This window comes from Streptomyces sp. NPDC088733 (assembly GCF_044751185.1).
In the GTDB taxonomy this organism is placed as follows: Bacteria; Actinomycetota; Actinomycetes; order Streptomycetales; family Streptomycetaceae; genus Actinacidiphila.
Map to the genome: position 1 here is coordinate 89,953 of NZ_JBIVLH010000017.1, position 18,755 is coordinate 108,707.

General features: G+C 72.8%; 20 protein-coding genes and 1 riboswitch. Of the genes, 6 read left to right on the plus strand and 14 right to left on the minus strand.

Features of this window, described 5'->3' with window-relative positions:
* Nucleotides 1-72 precede the first annotated feature (72 nt).
* Nucleotides 73-2,520, plus strand: a complete 2,448-nt coding sequence (locus tag ACIP64_RS27945; RefSeq protein WP_401591944.1) for an endonuclease/exonuclease/phosphatase family protein — start codon at nt 73-75, stop codon at nt 2,518-2,520.
* Between the two features lie 60 nt (nt 2,521-2,580).
* Here the strand turns inward: ACIP64_RS27945 and ACIP64_RS27950 are convergent, their stop codons facing one another.
* From ACIP64_RS27950 to ACIP64_RS27960, 3 genes are all read right to left on the minus strand, one after another.
* Nucleotides 2,581-3,468, minus strand: a complete 888-nt coding sequence (locus ACIP64_RS27950) for a helix-turn-helix transcriptional regulator (RefSeq protein WP_401591946.1) — start codon at nt 3,466-3,468, stop codon at nt 2,581-2,583.
* Nucleotides 3,469-3,593: 125 nt separating this feature from the next.
* Nucleotides 3,594-4,211: a hypothetical protein gene (locus ACIP64_RS27955; protein ID WP_401591948.1), complete on the minus strand. Its 618-nt coding sequence runs from the start codon at nt 4,209-4,211 to the stop codon at nt 3,594-3,596.
* A 35-nt stretch (nt 4,212-4,246) separates the two neighbouring features.
* Nucleotides 4,247-4,417, minus strand: a complete 171-nt coding sequence (locus ACIP64_RS27960) for a hypothetical protein (protein WP_401591950.1) — start codon at nt 4,415-4,417, stop codon at nt 4,247-4,249.
* A gap of 772 nt (nt 4,418-5,189) precedes the next feature.
* Nucleotides 5,190-5,329, plus strand: a riboswitch (cyclic di-AMP (ydaO/yuaA leader).
* A gap of 11 nt (nt 5,330-5,340) precedes the next feature.
* Here ACIP64_RS27960 and ACIP64_RS27965 point away from each other — a divergent pair.
* Nucleotides 5,341-6,645 (plus strand): M23 family metallopeptidase, encoded by a 1,305-nt coding sequence (locus ACIP64_RS27965; RefSeq protein ID WP_401591952.1) that lies wholly within the window; start codon nt 5,341-5,343, stop codon nt 6,643-6,645.
* Between the two features lie 91 nt (nt 6,646-6,736).
* On the opposite strand, the gene ACIP64_RS27970 is transcribed toward ACIP64_RS27965, so the two are convergent.
* Entirely contained in the window at nt 6,737-7,018 is a 282-nt protein-coding gene (locus ACIP64_RS27970; protein ID WP_389249295.1) for a hypothetical protein, read from the minus strand.
* Between the two features lie 115 nt (nt 7,019-7,133).
* Nucleotides 7,134-7,895, minus strand: coding sequence for a DUF6227 family protein (locus tag ACIP64_RS27975; RefSeq protein WP_401591954.1), 762 nt, complete (start codon nt 7,893-7,895; stop codon nt 7,134-7,136).
* A gap of 169 nt (nt 7,896-8,064) precedes the next feature.
* Here ACIP64_RS27975 and ACIP64_RS27980 point away from each other — a divergent pair, with 169 nt between their 5' ends.
* Nucleotides 8,065-8,940, plus strand: coding sequence for a PfkB family carbohydrate kinase (locus ACIP64_RS27980; RefSeq protein WP_401591956.1), 876 nt, complete (start codon nt 8,065-8,067; stop codon nt 8,938-8,940).
* A gap of 30 nt (nt 8,941-8,970) precedes the next feature.
* Here ACIP64_RS27980 and ACIP64_RS27985 read toward each other — a convergent pair whose 3' ends face one another.
* The 3 genes from ACIP64_RS27985 to ACIP64_RS27995 all read right to left on the minus strand — a co-directional run bounded on the left by ACIP64_RS27985 (nt 8,971) and on the right by ACIP64_RS27995 (nt 10,087).
* The gene (locus ACIP64_RS27985; RefSeq protein WP_401591958.1) at nt 8,971-9,195 is read right to left on the minus strand and encodes a hypothetical protein; all 225 of its coding nucleotides are present in this window, start codon (nt 9,193-9,195) and stop codon (nt 8,971-8,973) included.
* A gap of 151 nt (nt 9,196-9,346) precedes the next feature.
* Nucleotides 9,347-9,589, minus strand: coding sequence for a hypothetical protein (locus tag ACIP64_RS27990; protein ID WP_401591960.1), 243 nt, complete (start codon nt 9,587-9,589; stop codon nt 9,347-9,349).
* A gap of 18 nt (nt 9,590-9,607) precedes the next feature.
* The gene (locus ACIP64_RS27995) at nt 9,608-10,087 is read right to left on the minus strand and encodes a hypothetical protein (RefSeq protein ID WP_401591962.1); all 480 of its coding nucleotides are present in this window, start codon (nt 10,085-10,087) and stop codon (nt 9,608-9,610) included.
* Nucleotides 10,088-10,309: 222 nt separating this feature from the next.
* Between ACIP64_RS27995 and ACIP64_RS28000 the strand changes: the two genes are divergently transcribed.
* The 3 genes from ACIP64_RS28000 (at nt 10,310) to ACIP64_RS28010 (ending at nt 11,459) form a co-directional block, all read left to right on the plus strand.
* Nucleotides 10,310-10,744, plus strand: a complete 435-nt coding sequence (locus ACIP64_RS28000) for a very short patch repair endonuclease (RefSeq protein WP_401591964.1) — start codon at nt 10,310-10,312, stop codon at nt 10,742-10,744.
* An 84-nt stretch (nt 10,745-10,828) separates the two neighbouring features.
* Nucleotides 10,829-11,212 (plus strand): hypothetical protein, encoded by a 384-nt coding sequence (locus tag ACIP64_RS28005; protein WP_401591966.1) that lies wholly within the window; start codon nt 10,829-10,831, stop codon nt 11,210-11,212.
* 25 nt (nt 11,213-11,237) lie between these two features.
* Entirely contained in the window at nt 11,238-11,459 is a 222-nt protein-coding gene (locus tag ACIP64_RS28010; RefSeq protein ID WP_401591968.1) for a DUF2277 domain-containing protein, read from the plus strand.
* Between the two features lie 184 nt (nt 11,460-11,643).
* On the opposite strand, the gene ACIP64_RS28015 is transcribed toward ACIP64_RS28010, so the two are convergent.
* The 6 genes from ACIP64_RS28015 to lhgO form a co-directional block, all read right to left on the minus strand.
* Nucleotides 11,644-13,608 carry a DUF6114 domain-containing protein gene (locus tag ACIP64_RS28015; RefSeq protein ID WP_401591970.1) on the minus strand — a complete coding sequence of 655 codons (1,965 nt, stop codon included), beginning with the start codon at nt 13,606-13,608 and terminating at the stop codon, nt 11,644-11,646.
* A gap of 13 nt (nt 13,609-13,621) precedes the next feature.
* Nucleotides 13,622-14,242: a DUF6230 family protein gene (locus tag ACIP64_RS28020; RefSeq protein ID WP_401591972.1), complete on the minus strand. Its 621-nt coding sequence runs from the start codon at nt 14,240-14,242 to the stop codon at nt 13,622-13,624.
* Between the two features lie 119 nt (nt 14,243-14,361).
* On the minus strand, nt 14,362-15,015 hold the full coding sequence (locus tag ACIP64_RS28025; protein WP_401591974.1) for a DUF6230 family protein: 654 nt from the start codon (nt 15,013-15,015) through the stop codon (nt 14,362-14,364).
* Nucleotides 15,016-15,070: 55 nt separating this feature from the next.
* Complete coding sequence (locus ACIP64_RS28030; RefSeq protein WP_401591976.1) at nt 15,071-16,642, minus strand: PrsW family glutamic-type intramembrane protease; 1,572 nt, start codon at nt 16,640-16,642, stop codon at nt 15,071-15,073.
* A 104-nt stretch (nt 16,643-16,746) separates the two neighbouring features.
* Complete coding sequence (gene trmB, locus ACIP64_RS28035; protein WP_401591978.1) at nt 16,747-17,499, minus strand: tRNA (guanosine(46)-N7)-methyltransferase TrmB; 753 nt, start codon at nt 17,497-17,499, stop codon at nt 16,747-16,749.
* Nucleotides 17,500-17,511: 12 nt separating this feature from the next.
* Entirely contained in the window at nt 17,512-18,726 is a 1,215-nt protein-coding gene (gene lhgO / locus ACIP64_RS28040) for an L-2-hydroxyglutarate oxidase (RefSeq protein WP_401591980.1), read from the minus strand.
* Nucleotides 18,727-18,755 lie beyond the last annotated feature (29 nt).

The window sequence follows — 18,755 nt, forward strand, 5'->3', positions numbered from 1 at the left end:
GCGTAACTTGAGCCGGTCCGCTGTGCGTTGGCCCGAATCCGACGGGCCGACGGCCGTTGAAGGAGAAACCTCGTGCCGATCGCAAGACCGAGCCGATCCCGCAGCCGAACCGCGGCATTCGCTCTCATATCGACGGGAATCGCCACTTCCGTCGCCCTGACCGGACTGCCTGCCGCCCACGCTGCCCCGTCCTCGTCCGCTGTCGTCGCCGAGGTGTACGGCGGTGGCGGCAACTCGGGCGCGACGCTGACGAACGACTTCGTCGAGCTCGCGAACGCCGGTACGGCCCCGTACAACCTCTCCGGTTACAGCGTGCAGTACCTGCCCGGTTCGCCGTCCGCCTCCTCCAAGTGGGGCGTGACGCCGCTGACCGGGTCCATCGCCCCCGGCGGCCGCTTCCTGGTCACCGAGGCCGCCGGCACCGGCGGTACGACCGCCCTGCCGGCCGCCGACGCCAGCGGCAACATCGCGATGAGCGGCACCACCGGCACCATCGCCCTGGTCTCCGGCACCACCCCGCTGACCTGCCTGACCGCCGCCGACTGTGCCGCCGACACGCGCATCGTGGACGTGGTCGGCTACGGCACCGCCACCGTCCGCGAGGGCAGCCCGGTCGCTGGCGCGAGCAACACCGCCTCCGTGTCCCGTGCTTCCTCGCTGGCCGACACCGACAACAACGCGGCCGACCTGACCGCCGGCAACCCGAGCCCGGTCAACAGCGCCGGCCAGACCCCGGGCGGCCCCGGCGGCGACCCGGGCGACCCGGGTGACGGCGGCCCGACGGAGCCCGGCACCACCCGGATCCACGACATCCAGGGCACCACCCGGGTCTCCCCGCTCAAGAACCAGACCGTCACGGGCGTGCCCGGCATCGTCACCGGCGTGCGCACCACCGGGTCCAAGGGCTACTGGATCCAGGATCCGGACGTCGACGCGGACCCGCGCACCAGCGAGGGCGTCTTCGTCTACACCGGCTCGGCCAACCCGACCGTCGCGGTCGGCGACAAGGTGCTGGTGACCGGCAAGGTCTCCGAGTACTACCCGGCCACCGGCGCGCAGTCGCTCACCGAGATCACCGGTCCGACCGCCACCGTGCTGTCGAGCGGCAACACCCTGCCCGCCGCGGTCCGTCTCGACCAGGCCGCCGTCCCGGACGCCTACGCCCCGGACGCGGCCGGCGGCAGCATCGAGAACCTGCCGCTCCAGCCGAACGTCTACGCCCTGGACTTCTACGAGGCCCACGAAGGCGAGCTCGCCCGCTTCACCGGCGGCCGGGTCGTCGGCGGCACGAACGAGTACGGCGAGGTGTGGCTCACGCTGAAGCCGAACGAGAACCCCTCCGAGCGCGGTGGCACCGTCTACGGCTCGTACGCGCAGCCCAACACCGGCCGTATCAAGGTGATGTCGCTGAACAGCGGCGCCCCGGTGCCGGCCGCGAACGTCGGCGACAAGTTCACCGGCGACACCGCGGGCCCCATCGACTACGACAGCTTCGGCGGCTACAACGTCCAGGCCACCACGGTGGGCAGCCGGGTCGACATGGGCCTGAAGCGCGAGGTCACCCGCAAGCAGAAGGACGCCGAGCTCGCGGTCGCCACGTACAACGTGGAGAACCTCGACCCGTCCGACCCGGCCGACAAGTTCGCGCGGCTCGCCGAGGGCGTCGTCACCAACCTGTCCTCGCCCGACATCGTGGCCCTGGAGGAGATCCAGGACAACAACGGCGCGGTCGACGACGGCACCGTGGCCGCGGACCGGACCGTGAGCAAGTTCATCGACGCGATCGTCGCCGCCGGCGGCCCGCGCTACGACTGGCGCTCGGTCGACCCGACGAACGACACCGACGGCGGCGAGCCCGGCGGCAACATCCGCCAGGTCTTCCTGTTCAACCCCGACCGCGTGGTGTTCAAGGACCGTCCGGGCGGCGACGCCGGCACCGCGGTCGCGCCCGTCGCGACCAAGAAGGGCGTCCGGCTCTCGGTCTCGCCCGGCCGGATCGACCCGACCAGCTCGGCGTGGGGCAGCAGCCGCAAGCCGCTGGTCGGCGAGTTCGAATTCAACGACAAGCAGGTCATCGTCGTCGCGAACCACTTCAACTCCAAGGGCGGCGACGAGCCCCTGCACGCCAAGAACCAGCAGCCGAACCGTTCCTCCGAGGCCCAGCGCAAGCAGCAGGCCACCGAGGTCAACACGTTCGTGAAGTCGCTGCTGGACGTCGACAAGAACGCCCGCGTCGTGGTCCTCGGTGACCTCAACGACTACGAGTTCTCCGACGCCCTGTCCACGCTGACCTCGGGCGGTGTGCTGACCGACCTGCTCACCACCCTCCCCGCGGAGCAGCGCTACACCTACGTGTACGAGGGCAACTCCCAGTCCCTCGACCACATCCTGCTCAGCCCCGACCTGCGTCGCTACGACTACGACGTCGTGCACATCAACGCCGAGTTCGCCGACCAGGCCAGCGACCACGACCCGCAGATCGTCCGGATGCGCCTGAGCGGCGCCCAGGCCGACGACTGACGGTCGCGTCATCTCGCGGAAGGGGGGCGGTGCCGGCGGGCACCGCCCCCCTTCCGCGTGTCAGCGGTGGTCGCGCTCGTGGTGCGGGACGCCGTTCCTGAGGGCCTCGTCGCCCGTCCAGGTGGCCAGCAGCTGGAGCGCGGCCTCGGAGGACGAGCCGGGCTCGGCGGTGTGGATGCACATGGACTGGTCGGCGTCGGCGGGGAACACCACGTTCTCGTACGCGAGCGTCAGGTCCCCCACGACCGGGTGGTGGTAGTGCTGGACGCCGTGGGTCCGTTCCCGGACGCCCTGGTCGGCCCACCAGTCGCGGAACTCCGGGCTCTTTATGGTCAGTTCGCCGACCAGCTCGGTCAGCCCCGGATCGTCGGGGTACCGCGCGGCCTGCGCCCGCAGGGCGCCCACGAGTTCGGCGGCGTAGGCCGCCCACTGCCGGTACAGGTCCCGCGCGGCCTCGTCGAGGAACAGGTAGCGCGCCAGGTTGCGGTCCCGGTGCGGGAGCACGTCGAAGTCGGTGATCAGCGCGCGGGCCAGCCGGTTGGAGGCCAGTACGTCGCCGTGCCGGCCCAGGACGAGGGCCGGGGAACGGCCGTCCAGCAGATCGAGCACGCGGTGCACCTCGGGCCGGACCCGCTGCGGCCGGTGGGGCGGGCGGCGGCGGGCGGCCTGCCGCGGCCGCGCCAGCTCGAAGAGGCTGGCCCGTTCGTTCGCGTCCAGGCGCAGGGCCCGGGCCACGGCGTCCAGCACCGCGTCGGAGACATTGTGCTGCCGGCCCTGCTCCAAACGGGTGTACGAGTCGGTGCTCACGCCGGCGAGCCGCGCCAGCTCCTCCCGCCGCAGCCCCGGCACCCTGCGCGCCGTGCCGCTGACCGCCACCCCCGCATCCTGAGGGCTCAGCCGCGCCCTGCGGGTCCGCAGGAACTCCCTGAGCTCGGCGTTGTGCTCCATGTCCTCCAGTATGGGCGGCCGGTCATGCACGCGCCCGGCCCCGCGTCCCGGCCCAGGTCGGGGGCGCGGGAGGGGTTTCGGAACGGGGCGGGGCGGCGCATCCCGGGAGACGGGCCGGAGGTGGGCTAGACGCCCTCCTCCAGATGGCGGAGGCGTTCCTGGAAGTGGTCGAGGCGGGCGCGCAGGGCCGCGGCCTCCGCGGCGAGCTCCTGGCGCAGCGGCGGGCCGTCGGCGGGGAGCGGAGCCTCGCCGGTGACGTTGACGCCGGGGCCCGCGAGCCGGCCGAAGTCCGCCGGGTCCAGCACCCGCAGGTCCGCCGCGCAGGCGCGGCAGGTGCCCTGGAGGGTGCGCCAGCCCGGCAGGCCCGTGCCGTCGCGCACGAAGACGCGTGCCGGGCGGCCGCAGCGGCAGGCCGCCATGCGGACGGTGCGCACCCGCTGCCGGGCGTAGCGCATGCCGCGTTCGTACCGGGTGTACGCGCCCAGCACGCTGACCTGGAGGATCACCGCGTCACCGCAGTCCGTGGCGCAGGTGAGCGCCTGCGCCTCGGCGGCCGTGTGGAGGCAGTAGAAGCCGCAGTCGCAGCCCCGGGCCGGGCTGGCGTGCCGTCTCCCGTAGCCGCACCGGGCGTCGTCCAGGACGCCGTACACGATGCGCCCCCCGAGGGAGACGCCCCGGAAGCCGACGCGCGTGCCGTCCGCGGAGAGCATGGGGAACGCCAGCTTCCAGCCCGTCGGCGGCACCGCCGGCCGCTCCTCCGGCAAGCGGCGCCCGTACCTCACCGGGCCGCGGCCTCGGCGCTCTCGGGCTCCTGGGCGGCCGTGACATCGGCCGACGAGACCGTCCGGGCCGTCACCTCTGCCGCGACGTCGATCTCCTTCGCGACACCGGGCGGCTCGTCGCCGGTCTCCTCCGCGTAGCCCTTGGCCAGTGCTTTGCCCAGCTTCATGCCAGCCTCCAAGATCGGGCGAATCCGCCGTACTCGGGCATGATGACGCACCCGCGCGGCCGTCGCATAGGGGGCGTGGGGGCTCCCGCCGTCCGGGACCGGACTCCGGCCGCGCGCCTTCCTCGGAGGGGTGGCCGCCGGCCGCAGTGGTCACGTGATTGACGGCGCATCAGCGTCCGGTGGCCTCTTATGGCCCGTCACGACGGCCGGTATGCCCGGGTTCTGATGCCTTTCGACACCGCCGCCGCCCCATGCATGCAGAGCCGCCGCATGTCAAGAGTGACGAGGGTCACGGCACTGTCGTGTGACCCGTGGGGCGCCCGGGGAATTCTGGCGCCGGGCCCGCGGTCGCCGCCGCGCGGTGCCGTGCCTCTCCGTGGCGGGTGCCGCGCTCCACGAGGACCCGGACGGCGACCGCCGGGCCCACCGCTTTCCGGCCTCGCGGGTGGCGTGAAGTGCACCGCAGCCCCGGACCGGGCTCCGGCGCGGACGGTGCTCCGCGACCTCTCGGCGCCTTCCGGGGGCGGGTGTTGGATCGCCGGGACCCGGGGCCGACCCTTACTCCTCGTGAGCAGACAGCTCCCTTCCGCATAACGACTGATGCACACTCACATATCTCGTTGGTCACGGCAGTCACAGCGGAATGTCCGTCTCTGGCCGTTACATCCCCATAGATTCCCGCTGTGAACTCGCCGAAGCGGCTTGGAATTGGGTGCTGCCTCTATTAACGTTCGATAACGCAGCGCGGTCACCCGTCGCCCGCCAGGGCGGCGCCGTGCGCTTGCCGAATCCCGTCCGCGGGAACCGGGGAACCACTTCCTGGGGTGAATCGGGGGGCTTGCACAGTCCTCGTAGGAGACCTTCCTGCTCCGAACCCGTCAGCTAACCCGGTAGGCGAGAAGGAAGGAAAGGAGTGCGCCCGCGTGGCGTCGAACGAGCCTGCCCTGATACCCGGACAACAGCAACAAACGACCGGGTACGCCAACCCCGAGTGGGACACCGCCGAGTGGAACATGGCCGCCGGCTGGAACCCCCCGGCCACCGAGCAGACTCCGCCGACGAAGAACGCGATCGACGGCTGGGACACCGCGGAGTGGAACTTCGCCGCCGGCTGGGTCGAGGAAGCACTCGCCGCCGCCCCTGAGCCCGCTGCCGAACCCGTCGAGCCGGTCGCCCCCTTCACGCCGGTCGCCCCCGTGCCCGAGCCGCGCAGCGCGGTCGAGGCCGCAGCCTTCCTCGACGAGGCGTACGGCGTCCGCGAGGCGGCCCCCGCCCACGAGGCGGACACCCGGGACACGAACACCGCGCAGCCGCTGCCCCCGTACGGCGAGCCGGAGCCGGCCACCGAGCCGTGGAACCCCACCGAGGAGTCGACCGCCCCTGTGCGCGGCCGGCACCGCGTGGCCAAGCAGCGCACCCTGGGCCGCGGTTCGGCGGTCTTCGGTGTCGCGGCCGTGGCCGTGCTCGGCGTCGGCGGTGTCGCGACCGCCGAGGGCAAGAACCCGCTCCCCGTCTCCCTCCCCAAGCTGCCCGAGGTCTCCAAGGTGCCCGGGATCGGCGGCCTGCTCGAGAGCGAGCCCACGGCCAAGCCGGTGGCCCAGGCCCTGACCCCCGGCGCCGGCGAGGCGCTGCGCGCCCGCATCCTCGACCAGGCCCAGCAGCAGCGGAACGCCGCCGACCACGCCGCGCGCACCGCCGCGCAGCAGGAGGCCGCCGCCAAGGCGGCCAAGGCCGCCGCCGCACAGCAGGTGCGCGTGGAGGCCGCGGCCAAGAAGAAGGCCGCCGAGGAAGCCGCGAAGAAGGCCGAGGCCGCGCGCCTGGCCGAACTCGCCAAGAGCTACACCCTGCCGCTGACCTCGTACACGCTCACCGCGAGCTTCGGGCAGTCCAGCTCCCTGTGGGCCAACACCCACACCGGCCAGGACTTCGCCGCCCCCACCGGCACCCCCGCCAAGGCCATCCACAGCGGCACCATCACCGAGGCCGGCTGGGCGGGTTCGTACGGCTACCGCATCATCCTGACCCTCGACGACGGCACCGAGCTCTGGTACTGCCACCTCTCCTCGATGCTGGTCACCTCGGGCAAGGTCTCCACCGGCGACACCATCGGCCGCGTCGGCGCGACCGGCAACGTCACCGGCCCGCACCTGCACATCGAGGTCCGCCCCGGCGGCGGCGACCCGATCGACCCGATGCCGTGGCTGCGCAGCATGGGCATGAAGCCCTGACCCGATGAGCTGAGAGCGTCGTACGCACGGACCCCGGCGGCCTGGTGACACCCCCGACACCAGGCCGCCGGTCCGTTGTCCGGCGGACGCACTACGGCACGAGGAAGTTGTAGAGCTCCGAGACCCGCGGCGGCCCGCTCGGCTCCGGGAATCCGGACTCCTTGGCCGCCGGCATCATGATCACCAGGTAGGCCTCCAGCGCCTCGGCCGAATTCCACACGTTCACGATCCGCAGACCGTCGTTGGTGATCACTGCGGCGTGGGCCAGCAACCCGGCGGGCGGATGGTCGGGGCCGAATCCGGCGCGGTGATTGGCCTCCTCGTACTGCAGGGCCGTCACGCCCGGGAACTCGACCTCCGCCAGGACCGTCATGGGAACCTCCCGTTTCCCTCTACGCCCAATTTCCCCCGGCGGCGGAGCGCCCGCAACGGGAGATGGCCGCACGCCCCAGGGGCGCACGGCCACACCGCGAGGGCCGGGAGGGGCGCTACAGCGCCTCCATCCTCACGTCCGCCGCATCGCAGGCCACCGTCTCGTCCACGTAGACCTCGCACACCGGCCGCCCGTCAGGCGTCATGGTGTGCTCGACCTCCCACAGGCTGAGCTCCTCGCCGCTCGCGAGCAGGAACGCGTGCTCGTACAGCGTCCAGCCCACCACGCGGCCGGTCCCGATCCGCGTGTGCCGGCCGGTGACGTACGCGATGTCGTGGCCCACCGCGGAACCGAGCCGGGCCCGCAGGTCGTCGCCCGGTGCGTCTCCGTTCTCAGCACGGCGCAGCAACCGCCAGGCGTGCTCGGCGGAGTACTCCCGCTCGTACTGCCGAGGGCAGGGCACCGCCTCCGGGCCGAACCGCGGCAGCCGGGCCAGCCACTCCGCGGCCTCCGCCTCCAGCTCCTGCGGCGCGGGCTCGCCGAAGCGCAGGTCGATCACGTGCTGCGCGGCGAGCAGCACCTCGGGGTCGGCGTACACCTCGTACAGCGGGTCCTCGCCCGGCCCGGTGTTGTGCTCGATCTCCCACAGCACCTGGGTGCCGCCGTCGGCGAGCAGGAACGTGTGGCGCAGCGTGCGCCGGCTCAGCCGCCGCGGCGGCCCTTTGCGCTGGCGGAAGGACGCCAGCTCCGTGCAGCCCATCAGCGCGGTCGCCAGCCGCCCCAGCACGACGTCGTCGATCTCGAACGCGTTCTGCGCCCGCGTCAGCACCACCTCGACGTCCGCCGGACCTGCCCCACCTGGTCGCGCGTTCCCCATGCGGTCCTCCTGCTTACGGCATTCCCCGCGCACCATTGCTGAGCACACAGCGTAGTGGCCCGTGAGCACTCCGCGTCGGGGGTACGGGAAAAATGGTGCACGCCCACCCGTAGGAGGCGCGTAAACGGGATGACCCCCCTCCCGTACCGCCCGATGCCACTATGCGCCCATGCGCGCGCTCTTCGTAGGCCTCTGCACACTTGACGTCATCACACGGGTCGGCCACGTCCCCGCCCCCAACGAGAAGCTGACCGCCTCCGCCCAGCTCATCGCGGCCGGCGGGCCCGCCGCCAACGCCGCGGCGACCTTCGCGCACCTCGGGGGCGAGGCCGTCCTGCTCACCGCCTTCGGCGGCCACTCGCTGGCCGCGGCGATCGACGAGGACCTGGCGGCGCTCGGCGTCGCCGTCCTCAACCTCACCGCGGACTCCCCGCAGCCGCCGGCCGTCTCCACGATCCTGGTCACCGAGTCCACCGGCGACCGGGCCGTCGCCTCCATGAACGGCACCGCCCCCGGAACCGTCCCGCCCTCACCCCCGGGCGATCTGCAGGCGCTCGTCGCCTCGGCCGACCTCGTCCTGGTCGACGCCCACCATCCGACGCTGGCCCTCCCGGCGGCCCGCCACGCCCGCGCCGAGGGCATCCCCACCCTGCTCGACGCCGGCAGCTGGCGCCCCGGCACCGCCCCGCTGCTCCCCTACACCGACCTCGCCGTCTGCTCCGCCGACTTCCGGCCCCCCGGCACGGCGACCTCCTCCGACGTCCTCGCCTTCCTCCGCGGCGCCGGCGTCCGCTGGCCGGTCATCACCCGCGGCCCCCTCCCCGTCCTGTGGGCCGGCGGCGAAGTCCCCGTCCCCGCCCCCACCACCGTCGCCGACACCCTCGGCGCCGGCGACATCTTCCACGGCGCCCTCGCGCACGCCCTCCTCACCCACGTCCGCACCCGCCTCACCCCCACCCTCCTCACGATGATCCTCCGCTCCGCGGCCGAAACCGCCTCCCGCTCCTGCGCCTCCTTCGGCACGCGGGCGTGGATGCGGACGTGAGGCCGCCGGGGCGGCATCAGAATCCGGGGCTTACGACCTGCCGCTGCGCCGCCCCGCGAACCCCACGAAGATCGCCGCCGCCACACCCAGGACGGCCCACCCCACGGCGGTCTCCGACAGGGACGTCTGCGTGTGCTTCGGCAGCAGCGACAGCCCGCCCAGCACGACGAACATCGCGCACAGGTAGCTGCCCCCCGCCGCCAGCACCCACCGCACCAACCGTCCCTGCCGCGTGTTCGACGACTTGTCGCTCATGGGGATTCCGCCTTGCTCCGTGACCTTGCCAGGCACCGGGACTTTCCCGTCAGTGCTTCAACGCCCGCCCACACTCCCCGACACGGGCTCATGGCGGCTTCAATTCACGGGTGTTGCTTGTGGGGCGGGAGCGAATGCGGTATCCGCAGGCTTAGTTGCGCCCCTGAGCGTCGTTGCGGGACGAGGTCCACCACAGCACGACAGCGCTGAGCGCCACTCCTGCGATAAGGACGATCCATCCGACGGCGGCGTCGGACAGCGAGTCCTCCAGACTGCCTGGAAGCAATGCCAAGCACAGCGGTACGAAGATCGCGGCTACGACGAAACTCAGGATCACAGCCAGGAACCAGCGCACCAGCCTGCTGCGTAGTGCGCCCTGAAATCCGTTGCTCATTGTCGTGCTCCTGGCCTGCTAGTCGATGATGTTGTGGCACTGCGTCCCGCGCCTGATCCCTCCCGCGACGAAGTCGGCACAGGCCTTTCCGTAGTGCTTCAACGCCCGTCGCGTCGTGTCGATGCGGCCTAGCGAGCTCACATACGCGCACTTGGGGTGCTCAGGGCCCCGACTTGTGAGATAAGTGCGGCCATCCGTGTCGGAGTAGCGCCAGTCGATCCGCCAGTTGCACCACCGGCCGCCCGCCGTGTCTCCGCCGAGAGTGTCCTGAATGGACGCCTCCTGACGTGTGATGGTGCGGCCCGAACCTTGGATGAAGTGCCCGATGGTCGTGGCTGGGACGCAGATCTGGGTCCCCCTCATGTCGAAGCAGTAGCCCGCGACCTTCCCGTAGCCGATGGCCGAGGCCGACGCGGGTGACGCCGACGCCACGAACAGGGTGGCCGCGCTCGTGATGGTCAGCGCGACGTGCCGCGCAACGACGTTCGCTCGCTCCATGGGGACTCCTCCGATGCTCTTGAACTGCGGACGCACCGGAAACGGGAGGAGTGGATCACGGGGTACGCGGTGTTGCACGGCGGTGACACAAGGTCGCCCCGAGGAGTGGTGCAGGAACCTTCAAGCGGCAGTTCTGCAACAGGATTCAGGCGGGATGACCGGCACGGTACGTCGTGGCCGGGCACCCGCCCCGGGGTTCGGCGGCGCGGCCATACTGGTGCCATGCCCCCGACAGCATCGTCACCGGCCGTCGCGGCACGCATGAGCCGGCAGACCTCCCGCGACACGGCACAGGAACTGGCCGTTCGCCGGATACTGCACGGCAGCGGGTTGCGCTACCGGGTGCACGTGCCCGTTCCGGGCATGCCGCGCAGGACCGTGGACATCGTCTTCGGCAAGCTGAAGATCGCGGTGTTCCTCGACGGGTGCTTCTGGCACGGCTGTCCGCAGCACGCAACGAGTCCACGCTCGAATGCCGAATGGTGGCGCGCGAAGCTCGACAGGAACATGGCACGCGACGTGGAGACCACGGCCCACCTGGGTACGGCGGGGTGGACGGTCCTGAGGTTCTGGGAGCACGAACCGCCGGAAGAGGTCGCACATCGAGTAGCGGACACGGTGGCGGCACGGCGGGCGGCCCGAGGCGCGTCGTCCTGACGCGACGTGTCGGGCCGCGGCGCGACAGGGCGAACCCTCCGCCCGCAGCAGGCGCGTCGCGCCACGCGGGCGCAGCATGGCCCCATGAGTGCGAGCGAGACCCCGGTCACCGATGGGTTCGAGAAGGCGCTGGACGCGTTGCGGCGGGCGCCGTACGGGGTGGGGGACGCGGCGCTGTGGGAGGTGGAGGGGAGTGCGCTGAGGGAGGCGCGCGTGCATTTGGAGGCGTGGGAGCGGGTGGTGCGGGGGCTTGAGGTGGGGCGGGTGACGGAGCGGGGGGAGCTGGAGTGCCGGGACGGGGTGGCCGGGCTGGTGCGGAAGCTGCCCGGGCCCGTGGCGGAGGTGTACGGGGAGGCGCTGGGGGAGGTCGACGGCCGGTACATGGAGTTGACCGTGGAGGACGACGACGCGCCCGGCGGTGCGGGCGGCTGGTGGTGGGGCCGGCGGCCGCGGGCGGGGTGGGCGTGACAGTGGGCCCGGGCACACTGGTCGTATGTGCCGAAGCATCAAGACGCTGCGTCCGCCGATGACGACCGACGTCAGTGAAGAGGACATGAGGGCCGCTGCCCTGCAGTACGTGCGGAAGATCTCTGGGTTCCGGGCGCCGGCGGCGCACAACCGGGAGGTCTTCGAGGAGGCCGTGGAAGCGGTGACCGCTGCCACGCGGGAGTTGCTGGCCGGGATCGAGGTACGGGGGCAGCAGGCCTCGGCCTAGCGGCCGGTGCGCGGGGTGAGGGCGTGTCTTTCGGGGCCTGGGGGCGATTTCGGTAGGTTGTCGCCTGCTTGCATCCGTCTGTCCGTCCACCGCTCCGCTGAGGTACGCCATGTCCGTTGTCCGCAAGGCCCTCGTTGTCACCGCGCTCACCGCCGTCCTGCTGGCCAGTGCGGTCGTCTGCCAGTCAGCGGCCGGGGAGTGACACGTACTGGTGCAGCCCCGGGATGGTGAGCCGGTTGGCCCGCAGGAGCTGGTTGTAGGTCACGACCTGTGTGAAGAACAGCGGGATCGGGATCGTCAGGCCGGGCGGCAGCGGGGGCGGCATGTCCGGGGTGAAGGTGACAGGCAGCAGCCCGAGGAGGTTGCCGCTCAGCACCCGGGTCAGCAGGACGACCGGGCGGCCGGTGGCCGTCGACGTGCTCCAGGGGCGGCCGTCGGTCTCCAGCTCGCCCTGGCAGGGCGCCCACGGCGTGGGCACGGGTGAGACATGGCCGATGCCGGGCAGCCCGAGGTCGAGTAGCGGCAGCGCGAGGCCGGGCAGCCCGTGGAAGGGCGGCGTCCAGTGTTCGGCGCGGCCGCGGGCGCAGGCCGGTGAGAGCAGCCCCGCGGTCTGGCGCAGGTTCGCGATGTCGACGCGCCAGGCGGTGAAGACCAGGACGCGTTCGGGGCCGTGCCGGGTGGGGACGAGCGTGATGCCGCGGTACGTCAGCCCGGTCAGCACCAGCAGCGGTGTCAGGACCCGGAACGGCTGCTCGGCGGCGAGGCCCGTCCCGCGGTAGCGCCCGGCGCCGATGGACAGTTCCAGCGAGACCTGCGGGAGGCACCAGGGGGAGTCCGGTGTGCTGCCGCCGATGCGGATGCGTGGGGGGAGCAGCGACAACGGCGCGTCCATGCCGCGGTCCGCGGGCAGCCGGGGCACGATCAGGTCCAGCAGGCTGTCCGGGGTGATGGTGTTGCCGGACAGGATGCCGGTCGGGACGTGCGGCGGCTGCGGCCTCCTCTTCCCCGGGTTGTTGCCGTGGGCCTCCCGTCCGCGCTGCGGCGCCGCGCGCCGGGGGGCCTCCTCCGTGCGCGGCGCCGGCGGCGCGGAGGAGGCGGGGGGAGTCCCGCGCAGCCCGAGCAGGTCCGACACCGCGCCGAGCAACCCTCCGCCGCCCGCCGGCGGAGAAGACGGGGAAGGCGAGGAAGGGACGGGGGCCGCACGGCGCTGGGACGGCACCGGCGGCACGGCCCTCGGCACCGGCCCGACGTCCAGCTTCCCGCGCACCGGCACCGGCGCTTCCAGGTCGACGCCCAGGTGCAGCCCCGCCCGGACCTCCTTGGCCGTGCCCGTGCCGTGCACCGTGGGGTGGCGTGCGTGGTAGAGCCCGTCCATGACACCGCAGATCGCCTCGCGCGCGCGCCGGGCCGCCTCCGCGCCGGACGGCGGTCCGTCGGCGCTGTGCCGGGCGTGCGGCAGGGGCGGCGCCATCGGCTGAAGCCCCCCGGCGAGCAGTGCTCCGCCCACCGGGATGACGCCCAGGGCGCGCAGCTTCGCGACGGTGCGCGGCCGCGGGGCGGCGGCAGCGGCGCCCGTCCGCAGGCTGCCGCTCGTTCCCGGCTGCGGTTCGGCGGGGGGCGCGGCGGGAGGTACGACGGGAGGGGCGGCCGGCGGCTCCGGTCCCTCCGGGGCTTCAGGCTCCCCCGGTCCGCCGCCCGGGCCCGGGGTCTCCGGGTCGTGCGCCGGGTCCGTACCGCCCCCGCCGCCCCAGTCCGGTACCGGCCGTCCCCGTCCCCAGCGGCCGTTGCCGTCGCCGTACGGCACCCAGCTGACGGCCATCGCGCCGCCCGTCACCCCGAGCAGGAAGCCGATGAGGAAGCCGCCGAAGTTCGACAGCACCAGGGAGGCGACGGAGAAGATCAGGGTGGCGATGCCCGCGAACGTCCGGTAGTGCGGGGCGAACCACATCGTCAGGCCCAGGACGATCAGGAAGACGCCCATGAGCAGGCCGGAGACGCCCGCGATGCCCTCGTGGATCATGAGGGACAGCGGCGCGAGCGGGATGGAGAGGATCTCCAGGCCCGCGAGCAGGGTCCAGAAGCCTGCCCAGAAGGGCCGGGAACGGCGCCAGAAGCGGAAGCGGGACCGGATCTTCCTCGGTGGGATCAAGGTGGCGGCCCCCTCAGAAGCAGGACTGGTCGCCGCGCCGCACGGTGAGGTGCAGGTCCGGCAGTCTGAACGTGGCCGCGCTGATGGAGCGCGTGGTCTGGCGGAGGTCGTCGACGGTGACCGACGACGCCTGCTCGGCGAAGGTGCCGGGCGTGCCCTGCACGCCGGGGACGCCTTGGACGGTGCCGGCGTCCTGGCCGATGTTGATGTTGCGGAAGACGGCGTCGCCCCGCAGGTCGTGGGCGTTGGCGATGAGGCGGTCGGCGTGCGCGGGCGTCGAGGTGAAGCGCAGGGTGACCGGGCCGAGCAGCGGGACGTTCTGCACGATGGACTGGCACAGGTGGTGGAGGGTGGCCGAACGGATGCCGGTCAGCGCTTCGGGGTAGAGCCCGTCTCGGCCTCGCTGGACGACGCCGAACTGCACGAAGCCGTCCCCGACGAGGCGTGACGAGCGGATCTGGAAGCTCTCGCCGGCCACCGGGAAGGAGGTGGCGGAGACCCCGAAGGACGTGGCCAGCGCGCCGGTGGCCATCGTCGCGACGAGAGCGCCCGCGGTGGCGAGTGTCGGCACCATGACAAGGGCGAGCCGCTTCCAGCTGGTGCGGCCGGAGGGGCGGGCGTCAGAGGTCTGCACGCCTGGTCAACCGTCGGACAGTCTGATCGGTGGCTCGGTGCGCGGGGGCAATCACCCCGACGGCGGTACGCGCTCGCCCATTCGGGTCAGGGCCTGCCGCGAAAGCGGGCGGCGCACCCTCAGAAGCAGGGCTGCGCGCCCTTCTTCACGGTCAGGTGCAGGTTGGTGAGCTGGAAGGTGGCGGCGCTGATCGAGTGGGTGGTCTGCCGCAGGTGGTCGATACGGACACTGTCGGCCTGCTGGCCGAACGCGCCGGACGGGCCCTTGGCGCGGCCGTCACCGGGCAGCTGCGCGGCGTCCGTGCCGATCCGGATGTTGTGGAACGTCGCGTCGCCGGCGAGGTCGTCCGTGTCGACGATCAGATGGTCGGCGTGGACGGGCTTGCTGCCGCCGCCCGCCTTGATCAGCATGGTGACCTTGCCGAGCCCGGGGAGGGAGCTGACCACCGACTGGCACAGGTTGTGCAGGTCGGCGGAGCCGATCGCGGAGACGGCCTCGGGGAGGTCGCCGCCGGCGGAGGAGTCGGCGGCGAGGTACTGGGTGAATCCCGTGCCTTCCAGGGAGTCCGCGGCCACCTGGAAGCTCCGCCCGGACAGCGTGGCGGTCGTCGGCGCTGTCGCGAGCGAGACCGGCACCGCTCCGGCGCCTATCCCTGCGGCGAGCACGGCCGACACGGCCAGGGTCGGGACGAGGGCGATGGCCATCCGTTTCCAGCTGGTCCGGCCGGAAGGGCGGTGGCGCGGGCTGGGCGAGCTGCTCTCGTGGTGGCTCACATCGCCATTGCAACCCCGGCCGGTGGGCCCGGCAACCGCGGCCGCCCGCCGTGGATCAGCGGTGGCGGCCGCCCTGCGAGTACGGGTAGGGGCGCGGCTGCTGCCAGTACGCGGCCGGGGCCTGGACCGGTGCAGGGGTCTGCGCCTGAGCCTGGGCCTCCGGCGTCGCGGGCTGCCCCCAGCCCCCCGTCGCGCCATAGGCCGACGCCCCCCACTGCGGCGCGCCCCACTGCTGCTGCGCCCCCCACTGCGGGGCTCCCCACTGCGGAGCCCCGTACGGCGCTGCTCCGTAGCCGGCCGGAGGACGCTGCCTCCAGGCGTACACGGTCGGGAACGGGGGGCGGATGGTGTGGGCCGCATGGGTGAGTGCCGGCTGGGCGACGGCCTTGCGCTCCCACAGGTGGTGCAGCAGTTCCTGCTCCCGCGCGTGGAAGTCGGGACCGGCGGCGCCGCGGTTGGCGCGGGCCCGCAGGAAGGCCAGTGAGGTGGCGAAGGACACGTATTCGCGCACGGTACGGGCGGCGGCCGCACCTTGTGCGCGATGGGCGGCGGAGCGGGCCACCGAGCGGCCCCGCATGGAGCCGATGGCGAGCGGTTCGGGCAGCGTCAGCCAGCCGGCCATGGCGTACAGCGGGAGCTGGGTGCGGATGGTCTTGAGCTCGTTGGAACGGGACCAGATCGCGAGCCAGATCAGCAGGCCGAACAGCGGGATCATCAGCGTCGCGTACACGGCGAGGAAGCCCAGCGGGCCGAACGAGGCGGAGCCGTTCCAGGTGCCGTGCAGGGTCATCGCGAGCAGCCAGCCGCCGATGGGGGCGAGCCAGCGGCGGGCCCGGCCGGGGCGGGAGCTCGCGGCGATGCCGAAGCCTATGCCGGTCAGCGAGGTGAAGAGCGGGTGGGCGAACGGGGTCATCACGATCCGGACCACGAACATGGCGGCGGTGGTGCCGACGCCCCCGCCGCCGAGCGCCTGGTCCTCGGCGAAGCCCGAGCCGAGGTAGAGGATGTTCTCGGTGAAGGCGAAGCCGGTGGCGGTGAGCCCGGCTATGACGACGCCGTCGACGAGGCCGGTGAAGTCACGGCGGCGGAAGAGGAAGAGCAGCAGGATCGCGGTGCCCTTGGCGCTCTCCTCCACGAAGGGCGCGACAAAGGTGGCGCCCCAGCTGTCGCTCTGGGCGGGGCTGGCGGTGAAGGTCGAGGCCAGCAGTTCGGTCGCGTACTCGTTGGCGAGGATGGCGACGAGGGTGGCGGCGCACGCGCCCCAGGCGAAGGCGAAGACGGCGTTCCGCAGGGGGGTGGGCTCGACCCGGTCCAGCCACAGGAAGGCGCCGCCGAGCAGCGGCACGGGCAGGATCGCGAGGATGAGGCCGACGAGGAAGCCCTCGGTGCCGGTCTGCCGCCGCACAAGGGCGAGGATGATCACTCCGCACAGGGCGAGCACCGAGAAGAGCGCCACCAGGCGCAGCGTCCGGTTCTCCCAGAAGTGGCGGCGCGGCTTGTAGTGCCACTGGCCGGGTTCGGGGAGCGCGAAACCCGGTTCTTGCCGGCGTTCCGGGTACTCGGGGACGTCCGGGTGGGCCGCCGGGCCCGGCAGGGGCGGGTCGGGCGTGTGCGAGTACGAGGACACCCATTGACCTTACGGGGGAGTGGCTGCGGCGCGCGACGGTGTTACGCACGACGTCACTGGTGGGCCACAACGATCGCCCCGTCCCCGCCGCACGTCAACAGGGGCTACCGGCGGGTGAAGACGAGGTCGTTGACGACGTGGCCCTTGGCGATGCCCTGCCGTTCGAACTTGGTCATCGGCCGGAAGTCCGGGCGCGGCCGCGCGTAGCCCTCCCCGTGGGCGTTCACCAGGTGGGGGTCGGCGGTCAGCACTTCCAGCATCTGCTCGGCGTACGGCTCCCAGTCGGTCGCGCAGTGCACGGTCGCGCCGGACCGCAGCCGCGAGACGGCCAGGGCCACGAACTCGGGCTGGATCATGCGGCGCTTGTGGTGCCGTGCCTTGGGCCAGGGGTCGGGGAAGAAGACGCGAAGTCCGGCCAGGGAGCCGGGGGCGAGCATGTCGCGGAGCAGGATGACGGCGTCGCCGTTGGCGACCCGGACGTTGGTCAGGCCGTTGCGCTCGGCGAGGCGGATGAGGTTGCCCTGCCCGGGGGTGTGCACGTCGGCCGCGAGGATGCCGGTGCCGGGGTCGGCGGCGGCCATGGCGGCGGTGGCGTCGCCCATGCCGAAGCCGATCTCCAGGACCACCGGGCGGTCCGCGGCGAGGTCGGCGTCGGCGAAGAGCGCGCCGAGGTCGAGCGGGCTGCCGTCGATGTCGACGCCCCAGTTGGTCCAGTGCCGTTCCAGCGCCGTCTGCTGCCCGTGGGTGACCCGGCCGCGACGGGGGTGGAAGGTGCGGATGCGCTGCTCGGTGTGCGCGTCCGGATGCGGGTGGGAGGCGGGGCCGCCGGGGAAGTGGGGGGTGTGGGGCTTCGACATGATGCGTCGATTTTACGTATGCCCCGCGGCTTCAAGTGCCCGCCGGGCGATCTCCCGTCCGATCGGCAGGGAGGCGGTCGCGGCGGGCGACGGGGCGTTGAGCACGTGCACGAAGGGGCCGCTGCCGGCGAAGAGGAAGTCGTCCACGAGCTCCCCGTCGCGCAGCACCGCCTGGGCCCGTACGCCCGCGGCGGACGGCACGAGGTCGGCGGCGGTCACCTCGGGCAGCAGCCGGCGCACCTCGTCGGTGAAGGCCCGCTTCGACAGCGACCGGCGCAGCTCGCCCGCCTCGTACCGCCAGTGCCGGCGGGCGATCCGCCAGGTGCCGGGGAAGAGCGCCGTCTCCAGCAGGTCGCGCGCGCTGACGGTGCGCCGCCGGTAGCCCTCGCGGGCCGGGGCGGGGACGGCGTTGGGGCCGATGTGCACGGTGCCGTCGATGCCGCGGGTCAGATGGACGCCGAGGAAGGGGAAGGCGGGGTCGGGCACCGGGTAGACCAGGCCGCGCACGAGCCCGCTGCGGGCCGGGGCCAGCTCGTAGTACTCGCCGCGGAACGGCACGATCCGCACCCCGGTGGTGTCGTCCCCGGCCATCCGCGCGATCCGGTCGGAGTGCAGGCCCGCGCAGTTGACCAGCACCTTCGCGCGGACCGGGGGCCCGGTGCCGGGTTCGACGACCACGCCGCCGCCGTCGCGGTGGACCGCGCGCACCTCGCTGCCGTACGCCGTGCGCGCCGCGCCGGACTCCGCGGCCAGGCGGGCCATCGTCCGTGCGACCGCGGTGAAGTCGCACACCCCTGTGGTGCCGACGTGGATCGCGGCCAGGCCCGCGACGTGCGGCTCGCGCTCGGCGATCTGGGCGGGGCCCAGTTCGCGCACGGGGATGTCGTTGGTGCGGCCGCGCTGCACCAGGGCGTGCAGCCGGGGCAGCTCCTCGCGTGCGGTGGCGACGATCAGCTTGCCGGTGACCTCGTGCGGGATGTCGTACCGGGCGGAGAACTTCACCATCTCGGCGGCGCCCTGCGTCGCGTAGCGGGCCTTGAGCGAGCCGGGGCGGTAGTAGATGCCGCTGTGGATCACGCCGCTGTTGTGGCCGGTCTGGTGGCGCGCCGGGCCCGGTTCCTTGTCCATGACGACCACGGACGTACGGGGCGACGCGCGGGTGATCGCGTACGCGGTGGCCAGGCCGACGATGCCGGCGCCGATCACGACGACGTCCGCGGTGTCCATGCGCGCGGTCACCTCCCGCTTGAGGCTTG

Coding starts and splice junctions, on each gene's coding strand:
- ACIP64_RS28005 (WP_401591966.1), top strand. CDS start 10,829: ATGAGTGCGAGCGAGACCCCGGTCACCGATGGGTTCGAGAAGGCGCTG.
- ACIP64_RS27980 (WP_401591956.1), top strand. CDS start 8,065: ATGCGCGCGCTCTTCGTAGGCCTCTGCACACTTGACGTCATCACACGG.
- ACIP64_RS27985 (WP_401591958.1), bottom strand. CDS start 9,195: ATGAGCGACAAGTCGTCGAACACGCGGCAGGGACGGTTGGTGCGGTGG.
- ACIP64_RS27970 (WP_389249295.1), bottom strand. CDS start 7,018: ATGACGGTCCTGGCGGAGGTCGAGTTCCCGGGCGTGACGGCCCTGCAG.
- ACIP64_RS28010 (WP_401591968.1), top strand. CDS start 11,238: ATGTGCCGAAGCATCAAGACGCTGCGTCCGCCGATGACGACCGACGTC.
- lhgO (WP_401591980.1), bottom strand. CDS start 18,726: ATGGACACCGCGGACGTCGTCGTGATCGGCGCCGGCATCGTCGGCCTG.
- ACIP64_RS27960 (WP_401591950.1), bottom strand. CDS start 4,417: ATGAAGCTGGGCAAAGCACTGGCCAAGGGCTACGCGGAGGAGACCGGC.
- ACIP64_RS27950 (WP_401591946.1), bottom strand. CDS start 3,468: ATGGAGCACAACGCCGAGCTCAGGGAGTTCCTGCGGACCCGCAGGGCG.
- ACIP64_RS28000 (WP_401591964.1), top strand. CDS start 10,310: ATGCCCCCGACAGCATCGTCACCGGCCGTCGCGGCACGCATGAGCCGG.
- ACIP64_RS27990 (WP_401591960.1), bottom strand. CDS start 9,589: ATGAGCAACGGATTTCAGGGCGCACTACGCAGCAGGCTGGTGCGCTGG.
- ACIP64_RS27975 (WP_401591954.1), bottom strand. CDS start 7,895: ATGGGGAACGCGCGACCAGGTGGGGCAGGTCCGGCGGACGTCGAGGTG.
- trmB (WP_401591978.1), bottom strand. CDS start 17,499: ATGTCGAAGCCCCACACCCCCCACTTCCCCGGCGGCCCCGCCTCCCAC.
- ACIP64_RS27995 (WP_401591962.1), bottom strand. CDS start 10,087: ATGGAGCGAGCGAACGTCGTTGCGCGGCACGTCGCGCTGACCATCACG.